3 protein-coding genes and 1 pseudogene are annotated in these 8,882 nt (G+C 71.6%); 3 read left to right on the forward strand and 1 reads right to left on the reverse strand.

The genetic code is table 11. The features are described 5' to 3' along the window. The first annotated feature begins 150 nt into the window (after positions 1-150). Complete coding sequence (locus tag AC08OP_RS15625; RefSeq protein WP_476614873.1) at positions 151-369, forward strand: response regulator transcription factor; 219 nt, start codon at positions 151-153, stop codon at positions 367-369. Positions 370-441: 72 nt separating this feature from the next. Here AC08OP_RS15625 and AC08OP_RS15630 read toward each other — a convergent pair whose 3' ends face one another. Then, the gene (locus AC08OP_RS15630) at positions 442-930 is read right to left on the reverse strand and encodes a hypothetical protein (protein WP_476614874.1); all 489 of its coding nucleotides are present in this window, start codon (positions 928-930) and stop codon (positions 442-444) included. A 986-nt stretch (positions 931-1,916) separates the two neighbouring features. On the opposite strand from AC08OP_RS15630, the gene AC08OP_RS15635 reads away from it, so the two are divergent. Both AC08OP_RS15635 and AC08OP_RS15640 read left to right on the forward strand, forming a co-directional pair. Further along, positions 1,917-2,810: a helix-turn-helix transcriptional regulator gene (locus AC08OP_RS15635; protein WP_476614875.1), complete on the forward strand. Its 894-nt coding sequence runs from the start codon at positions 1,917-1,919 to the stop codon at positions 2,808-2,810. A gap of 1,475 nt (positions 2,811-4,285) precedes the next feature. After that, positions 4,286-8,882, forward strand: a pseudogene (locus tag AC08OP_RS15640) (beta-ketoacyl synthase N-terminal-like domain-containing protein); the annotation flags it as partial.

Raw genomic sequence — 8,882 nt, forward strand, 5'->3', positions numbered from 1 at the left:
GCGGCGCGCTCGGCGCCGCCTAACTGTGACCGTCAGGGGGTCGACGTCCCGCGCGGCCCTCGCTCCGGTCCGGCGGGCCACGGCCTTGGGATGGGAACGAGTCCGATCTCTCTAGGGCAGCCAGGGGCGCGCGAGCGCTCACCCGGTTCCATGGACGGGCGGGGACCCGGGGCGAGTGACCGGCTCAGCGACCGGGAACTCGCGGTCCTCAGCTATCTGCCGACGATGTTGACGACCGCCGAGATCGCCGCCGAGCTCTTCGTCTCCGTGAACACGGTGAAGACGCACCTGAAGAGCATCTACCGCAAGCTCGACGTGCCACGGCGTCGCGATGCTGTACATCGTGCGCGCGAATTGCGTCTATTGTAAATAGTCATACAGTTTATTGTAAAGATAGATTTTAGGTGGGAGGTCGACGGTCCGGTGGCCGGGGCGCCGCGATCAGGGGGACGGTGATTCGGTGAACCGCGGCGGGTACGGGGGTGGGTACCCTGCCCTCGAGCCGGGTCCGTCGTCTACTGCGTCCGCGTAGCCGGCGCCGGTGCGGTCGCTCTCCGTGTGACCGGGACCCGTGTGACCGGGACCCGTGTAGCCGGCATCGAGGTGGCCGGCATCCGTCTGGATCGTGTCGGACCCGGGCTGCGGTGGGCCGTACCGGTATGTGCCGAGCGCCGCCGTTCGTTCGAGGTGCCGCCCGATCGGGCCGGGACCAGGCCCGATCGGTGTCCGCCCCGGTCCGCGGGTACGCGCGGTGGCCCGTGCCGGTGCCGGCAGGAAGGCATGGAGCAGGCAGATCATCGATGTCACGATCTCCATGATGATCAGAATCAGGCCCAGAATCTGGAGATCCACTCCGGTGGTGCGCCAGGTGAGCGCGTAGCGCAGGATGGCACCCATCACGACCAGGAAGACCGACCGCCCCAAGGTCATCGCCTTCGTACCTCTACCTCTTTCCTGCCGTGGCTTTGGTCTCCCGCTGTGGCTTCGACCTGGGGCTTCGGCCGGTCGATGATCGGCGCATGGCCACATCGCGGGCCCCGGCCGCGCTCGATGGTGTCCGCGCTCGATGGTGTCCGCGCTCGATGGTGTCCGCGCTCGATGGTGTCCGCGCTCGATGTGTCGTCGTCGTGGAGCGGCACCATGGGATGGGTGGTCCGTGCAGGGAGCGGGGAACTCCACCCCTCCGGGGCAGGCCGCGGGCCGCTGGCGAAACTGTGCGCTGCCGTTGTGGCTACCCTACGTGACCAATGTTCATGCTGTCGATGTTGGTCGGGATCCGAGGCTCACCCGTGCCGGAGGACGTTTTCCGGCTTCTTTCGCGACCGCGATCGAAGCCGGGGGGAGCCAATCTCGTACTTGTGAGGTAGCCCCGACGGGCGGTGCCAGTGGGAGGGAAAAATCACCTCGAGCCACTGCCGGGGGCTGCCGGACGGCGTCATCCCAAACGTTTACGTGCGTTAAGGTCGCGTTTTCCCCGGCTGCGCCGAAGATACGGGGGTGAGTGTGATCAGGGGGGCGTGGGTGACCGCTGGCGTAGCGAGGGAGATGGGCCCTACGCTTGCCGAACCTGTCCAACTTCGCCGGAAATCAACCTGGCGGCATCGTCCCTAGCGGACGAGGCCTGGCGTCGGTTCTGAGTTCTGACCCCCCCGGAGGCACGTGTGACCGACCGAGTTTCCCGCCCGCATGATGTTATCGGTGAGGACGCACTACATCGGCCGCGAATTGGCGTGACCGTCGACACATCCGCCGAGGCCGCTGCGGCGGGCCGGGTCGCGAGGCGTGTCTCCGCGAGCTCACCCGCACCGCTGACCCCGCCGCACCGCTCGCCGACCACCCGGCATTCCGCCGCCACCGGCGCCGGTGCGGGGCGACCGCTTCACCAGCGCTCCGGCCCACCGGGGAGCGGTGTGCCGATGGGCGGCTCGCCGATGGGCCGCGGCGAGGTGCCGAGCGGCAGCGGCCGTGCGGTCCCGGCTGGCGGCCCGCCCGTCCGGTCCGCTCCGGTGGCGCGTGCCGCGCCGATGCCGCGGGACCTGGCTCTCGGCGCGGCCGAGTTGCGCGGCATCCTGCGCGTGGTGGAGGACTGCGAGCGGGCGTCGTCGCTGGCATCCTTCCGCGAGCTCGCCCTGGACGGCATGGCCCGGCATCTCGGTTACCGGCATTCCGCCTTCTTCCTGGGCTCCTCGCTCGAGACCGCCTTCCAGGACGCCCGGCCCACCGGTCGCGGGCTGGCGCTTCGACTCGCAGGCCCCTACCTGGAGCGTTACCGGGAGCTGGAGGCCCTCAGCAATCCGGACAGCCTGCGTTCGGTCCGCGAGCGAGGGCTCGCCACCCTTGACGATCTCGGCATCCCGGAACGCCCGGAGGTGCGGATGCGCCTGGAGCGGTTTCTGCGGGCACACGGCATCCACGCGAAGCTGCTCATCCGCCTGTTCGGTCCGTCGAACGTGGGCGCCGTGGTGTCCCTGTTGGATTCTCGGCCGGGCGCGTTCGGACCGCGGGACCGCGCCGTCGGGGCGGTTCTCGGTCGGCACCTCGGTAACCTCCTGCGGTTCTACATCCGGGCGGACCCGGGCCCGTCGGTCGCGGGCAAGCTGTCGGCGCGCGAGCGCGACGTCGTCCGTCTCGTCGCCGAAGGCCGTTCCAACCGCCAAGTCGCCGAGGCGTTGTGCATCAGCATCGACACGGTAAAGCACCATCTCACCCATGCGCTCGTGGCGACGGGGTGCACGAACCGGACCCAGCTGGCGATCGCGTGGCAGCGGGAGACGAGCGCGTTCGCGGCCCCCGGCAACCCGCGGCCCTGAAACTGTGACGTCATGAGGTCATGAGGCTGCTGCCGTGGATGTTCGATCCGCGGGATCCGCGGGATCCGCGGCGGTGCCGATGATCTACGACCTCGATCCGAGCCGCGAACCCCGGTGCGCCACCGCGCGGGGTGCGGTCGCCGGCACCTGATCCGCCGATGGCGGCAATCATGATCGACCTCTCCGTCGGGGCCGCCGGCATTTCGGCGCGAAGGGATGAGGCGAGAGGCCGGTCCCGATGATCGAACAGTGGCGGGAACGGACACGCTGCGTGTCCGTTCCCGGTGCCGACGGTCGCGTGTCGATGATCCCACTCGAGTAACAAAGCCGGTCCGTGGTAATCGATCTGGCCTCGCCTGACCGGTCCCGACGGTCATGTCCTGCGCGCTCCGCGACGACTATCGCTTATTGTGGCTGAAATGTTGCTATTAGTATCCCTATTGAGGTCGTTGCCGGAAAGTTGATCGGATAAGCTTGCGATCGATGGCGCGCTGTGACTAGGTTGGCCGATGTCCCTTCTGGTCCGCATGGGGTCTGAAGGAGTCAGTCCCCGCCCGTCAGCGCCTGACCCGGCCGGCGGCGACCACGATCGATTTTCAGGACGGTGCCCGCCCGTGATTCCATACCTCCCGGGGCGTCGTCCTCGCATCCGATTTTTCCAGGCCCTGCGCATGCGGGCGTGTGTTGCCGGGAAGTAGCCACAGCTGTTCATCGCCGCATTGGGTGATCGATACCGAAGAGAAACCGCTGCGACTGGCGACCGGGATAGCGACCTGCGTGTTACTCATTCGTAACCTCCATCGATGGCCGCGGCGATTGATGACGTCGCCCGGTGCACACCCCTGCAGGCTCTGTGTAATCCCGATCCGCGACATCCTCATCGATGTCCGGCGGTGGGCGAGCGGGCGACCGGATGCCGTCCGGACCTGGTCACGGCGACCGCGCCAGTGGTCCGACGGGCCCACGATCAACGCTGTGGTCCGGCACCACGCAATGATCCCAACCGGGCCGGCTAGTATTCCGCGCACGTTGGCAATCCCGTGTCGGCTAACCGGATGCGGCCGCCGTGGGACCGGGGGACACCAGTTCCGCGACAGCCTGTTGGGGGTTGGTTCGCTTTTCGCATACTCAGGGCGGATGCGGCTTCCCGGATGTCTGCCGTCCCGGCGGCACTGACCAGGAGGTCTGGATGATGCGGGCGGTCCTGTCGTCCGGAACAAATCGATCATGCTGGTTCGGTGGGTGAGTTCTATGGCCTCGATGTGCCGCCGCGGCGATCGGGCGGCAGCGGACGCGCCGTCGGCCCCGGGTCTGCCGGCTGTCCGCCTGCCCTTGAGATACCCGCTCACGCGGACCAGCGATTACCCGCCTATCCGGACCAGCGATTGCCCGCCCATGCGGACCAGCACAGCCCCCTCAGCCTCTGCCCCCTCAGCGCCCTGCCCCAGGCGGGGACCGGTCGGGAGGACCAGCCGATGACCACTGCACCCAGCGCGTCACCCGTGGCCTCGCCGGCCAATCCCGCCGACCGCGATCCGCTCGACGCCCGCGAGCTGGTCGTGGTGATCACGCCGTTCGCTGAACCGTCCGCGCCCCTGGTCGCCGCGGTGCAGCGGGCCGGAGGGCTCGGGGTGCTGGACCTCGGATTGCTGGCCGGACCGGCACGTGACGCGCTGCGGGACGCCGCGCGGTGGGCGCCGGGCCGGTTCGGGGTGCGGGTCGCTCCCGGCTGCCCCCTCGATCCCGACGAGCTGCCCGCGAGCGTCGGGACCGTCGTACTAGTCGTCCGGTCCGGTCCGGATCCCCGATCCGGCCCCGTCGCGTGGGCGGACGCCGGGCCGGGTCCGGGGAGCCGCTGGGACATCGGCGCGCTGACGAGCCGGTTGCAGGCGAGCGGGCCGCGTGGAGAGGCGCGGCGCCGGGTCTGGGCGGAGGTCACCTCGGTCGCGCAGGCGTGCGACGCGGTGGCGGCGGGGGCCGAGGGGCTGATCGCGCGAGGCAACGAGTCCGGGGGGCCCGTAGGCGACCTCACCACCTTCACCCTCCTGCAACATCTGCTCGCGCAGGCGTTCGTCACCACCGAGGGCGCGCCGCTGCCCGTGTTCGCCGCTGGCGGGATCGGTCCGGCCACCGCGGCGGCCGCGGTGGCCGGCGGCGCGGCCGGTGTGGTCCTGGACTCCCAGCTCGCCCTGGTGCGTGAGATGGAGCTGCCGGCACAGGTCGCGGCGGCGGTCCGCGCGATGGACGGTAGCGAGACCACCCTCCTCGCCGGCTACCGGGTGTACACCCGTCCCGATCTTCCTGTCGCCGCTATGGCGGGCGACGCCATGGCGGGCGATGCCACGGCGATCCCGTGCCGGCTGGGTGCGCGTGATCTGCGTAACCAGTTCCTCCCGGTCGGCCAGGACGGAGCGTTCGCCGCCGATCTCGCCGACCGCCACGTGACCGCGGGCGGTGTCGTACGGGCCGTGCGCCAGGGCATCCGCGAGGGCATCGCCGCCGCCACCCGTACCCGTCCCCTCGCCCCCGGTGCGCCCTTCGCCGCTGCCCGCGGCCTGCGCCACCCGGTCGCGCAGGGACCGATGACGCGGGTCAGCGACCGGGCGGCGTTCGCCCGTGCCGTCGCCGATGAGGGCGGGCTGCCCTTCCTCGCTCTGGCGCTGATGAGCGGCGAGGACAGCCGCGCCCTGCTGGAGGAGACCGCGGACCTGCTCGGGGACGCGCCCTGGGGAGTCGGGGTCCTTGGGTTCGCCCCGGCACCGCTGCGGGCCGCCCAACTCGCCGCTGTGCATGACGTGCGTCCTCCCTGCGCGATCGTCGCCGGAGGTCGCCCGGCACAGGCGGCCCCGCTGGAGGCCGCCGGCATTGACACGTTCCTGCACGTCCCGTCCCCGGGGCTGCTGAACCGCTTCCTGGCCGACGGCGCGCGCAAGTTCGTTTTCGAGGGGCGTGAGTGCGGCGGGCACGTCGGGCCGCGGGCGAGCTTCCCGCTGTGGGAGGCGCAGATCGCCGGCCTGCTGGAGTTCGGCGCGACCGATCAGGCCGGTCCGGACTTCTTCGCGGGCCTGCATCTGCTGTTCGCCGGGGGCGTGCACGACGCCCGTTCCGCTGCGATGGTCGCCGCGGCGGCCGGGCCGCTCGCAGAGCGGGGCGCGAGCGTTGGCGTGCTGATGGGCACCGCGTACCTGTTCACCGCCGAGGCCGTCGCGTCCGGGGCGATCCTGCCGGGTTTCCAGCAGGCCGCTCTCGACTGTAAGCGCACCGTGCTGCTCGAGACCTCCCCCGGTCACGCCACCCGGTGCGTGGAGTCCGCGTACGTCCACACCTTTCTGGGCCGTCGCCGTGAGCTGATCGCCGCCGGCCACTCCCGCCAGCAGATGTGGGAGGAGCTCGAGGCGCTCAACCTCGGCCGGCTGCGGGTCGCGAGTAAGGGCCTGCGCCGTGAGGGCAGCGAGGTCGTCACGGTCGATCCCGCGGCCCAGGCCCGGGACGGCATGTACATGATCGGGCAGGTCGCCGCCCTGCGTTCGCGGCGGACGAGCATCGCCGAGCTGCATGACGAGGTCACCGCGCAGGCCACGGCCGGGCTCGCCGCCCGGGCCGCCGAGCTGCGGTCCGCCGAGCTGCGGTCCGCCGAGCGGATCGCGGCGCCCGACCGTCCGGGCGCCCGGCCGCTCGACATCGCGATCGTCGGGATGTCCGCGATCTTCCCGGATGCCCCGGACCTGGCCAGCTTCTGGGCGAACATCGTCGCCGGCAACGACGCCATCCGCGAGGTCCCGGCCGATCGCTGGGACGCCGAGGTCTACTACCACCCGGACGCGGTGCTCAGGGACGCCGGCCGCAGGACTCCGTCGAGATGGGGCGGTTTCCTCCCGCAGGTGCCGTTCGACGCGCTGGCCTACGGCATCCCGCCGAAGTCGCTGCGCAGCATCGAGACCAGCCAGCTCCTCGCGCTGGAGGTCGCCGCCCGCGCGCTGCGCGGCGCCGGGTACGACGTGGGCCAGAAGGAGGTGGGCCAGAAGACCGTCGGCGAGGGCCGGGCGTTCGACCGCTCCCGCACATCGGTGGTCTTCGGCACGGAGGCCGGGACGGATCTCTCCGGTGCCTACAGCTTCCGTTCCCTGTGGCCGGCGCTGCTCGGGGACCTGCCGGCCGAGCTGGAGGAGTTCCTGCCGGAGTTGGACGAGGACTCGTTCCCGGGCATGCTCGCGAACGTCATCGCCGGCCGGGTCGCCAACCGGCTGGACCTCGGCGGGGTGAACTTCACCGTGGACGCGGCCTGCGCGTCGTCGCTCGCCGCCCTTGACGCCGCCTGCAAGGAGCTCGTCGCGGGCACCTCGGACATGGTGCTGTGCGGCGGCGTGGACACTCACGCGGGCGCCCACGACTTCCTGCTGTTCTCCTCCGTCCATGCGCTGTCTCCGGGCGGGCGGTGCCGCAGCTTCGACGCGGGCGCCGACGGCACCAGCCTTGGCGAGGGGGTGGCTGTCATCGTGCTCAAGCGGCTCGCGGACGCCGAACGGGACGGCGACCGGATCCACGCCGTCATCCGGGCCGTCGCCGGTTCCTCCGACGGGCGGGCCCTGGGGCTGACCGCGCCGCGCAAGGCCGGCCAGGTGCTCTCCCTGGAACGGGCCTACGGGCGGGCGGGGATCTCGCCCAGCGAGATCGGTCTGCTGGAGGCGCACGCGACCGGAACGGTCGTGGGGGACCGCACCGAGCTCGCCACCCTCACCGAGGTCTTCACCAACCACGGTGCGACGCCGGGCCAGTGCGCGGTGGGTTCGGTGAAGTCGCAGATCGGGCACACGAAGTGCGCGGCGGGCCTGGCCGGTCTGATCAAGATGGCCAAGGCCGTCGAGACCGGGGTGCGGCCGCCGACCCTGCACATCGACACGCCGAACACCTATTGGGACGCCGAGACCAGCCCGTTCTACTTCGACGGCGTCGCCAAGCCGTGGGTCGCCCCGGCCGAGCGGCGCCACGCCGGCGTGTCGGCCTTCGGATTCGGCGGCACCAACTTCCACGTCGTGCTGTCCGCCTATGACGGCGGACCCGAGCCCGCCCATGGCCTCGACCGCTGGCCCGCGGAGTTGTTCGTCGTCCGCGGCACCGACCGGGCGGCGGCCACCCGGGCGCTGGACCGGCTGGCCGGGCTGATCGCCGCGAACGACGCGGCCGGACGGCCGTTCCGCCTGCGTGACCTCGCCTCCACCGTCTGTGCGGAACGCGGCGACCCGGTCCAGCTCGCGTTCGTCGCCGACGACCTCGACGCGCTGCCCGCCGCCATCGACCAGGCGCGCACGTTCGCGTCGAACCCTCGGGCGGGCCTGTTCACCCGGGACCAGGACGCGGATCCGGGTGCCACCGCGTTCCTCTTCCCCGGCCAGGGCAGTCAGCGGCCCGGCATGCTCGCCGACCTGTTCATCGCCTTCCCACGGCTGCGGTCCGTACTGGACCTCGCTCCCCGGTGGGCAGACACGATGTTCCCGCCGGCGGCCTTCTCCCGGGAGCAGAAGGCCGCCCAGGCAGCCGCGATCACCGACACCCGCGCGGCCCAGCCGACGCTGGGGCTCGCCGGGCTTGCCGTTCACGACCTGCTGACCAGCCTCGGGGTGCGCCCGGACCACGTCGCCGGGCACTCCTACGGCGAACTGGTCGCGCTGTGCGCCGCCGGGGTACTGGACCGGCGGGACCTCATCGGCCTGCGAGGCCCGTGCCGCGGCGATCCTGGCGGCCGCTGGCGACGAACCGGGCACGATGGCGGCGGTCTCCACGTCGGTCGAGCAGGTCCGCGCCGTGCTCGACGGGGCCGGTGCGGGTGGGGAGGCCGGACCGGGCCGGGTCGTCGTGGCCAACCACAACGCCCCGCGGCAGAGCGTGATCTCCGGGCCGACGGACGCCGTTGCCGCCGCCGTGGCGGCTCTCGGCCGGGCCGGCATCAGCGCCAAGCCGATCCCGGTCGCGTGCGCCTTCCACAGCCCGGTGGTGGCGGGAGCGGCGACGGCGCTGGCCGCCCGGCTCGATGAGGTCGAGGTCGAGGCGCCGACCCTGCCGGTCTGGTCCAAC

The sequence above is a fragment of the Frankia sp. CeRuru1 genome (assembly GCF_977966315.1).

What these genes read in the sequence shown, in the direction of transcription:
- AC08OP_RS15625 (WP_476614873.1), top strand. Translation starts at nt 151, where the DNA reads ATGGACGGGCGGGGACCCGGGGCGAGTGACCGGCTCAGCGACCGGGAA.
- AC08OP_RS15630 (WP_476614874.1), bottom strand. Translation starts at nt 930, where the DNA reads ATGACCTTGGGGCGGTCGGTCTTCCTGGTCGTGATGGGTGCCATCCTG.
- AC08OP_RS15635 (WP_476614875.1), top strand. Translation starts at nt 1,917, where the DNA reads ATGGGCGGCTCGCCGATGGGCCGCGGCGAGGTGCCGAGCGGCAGCGGC.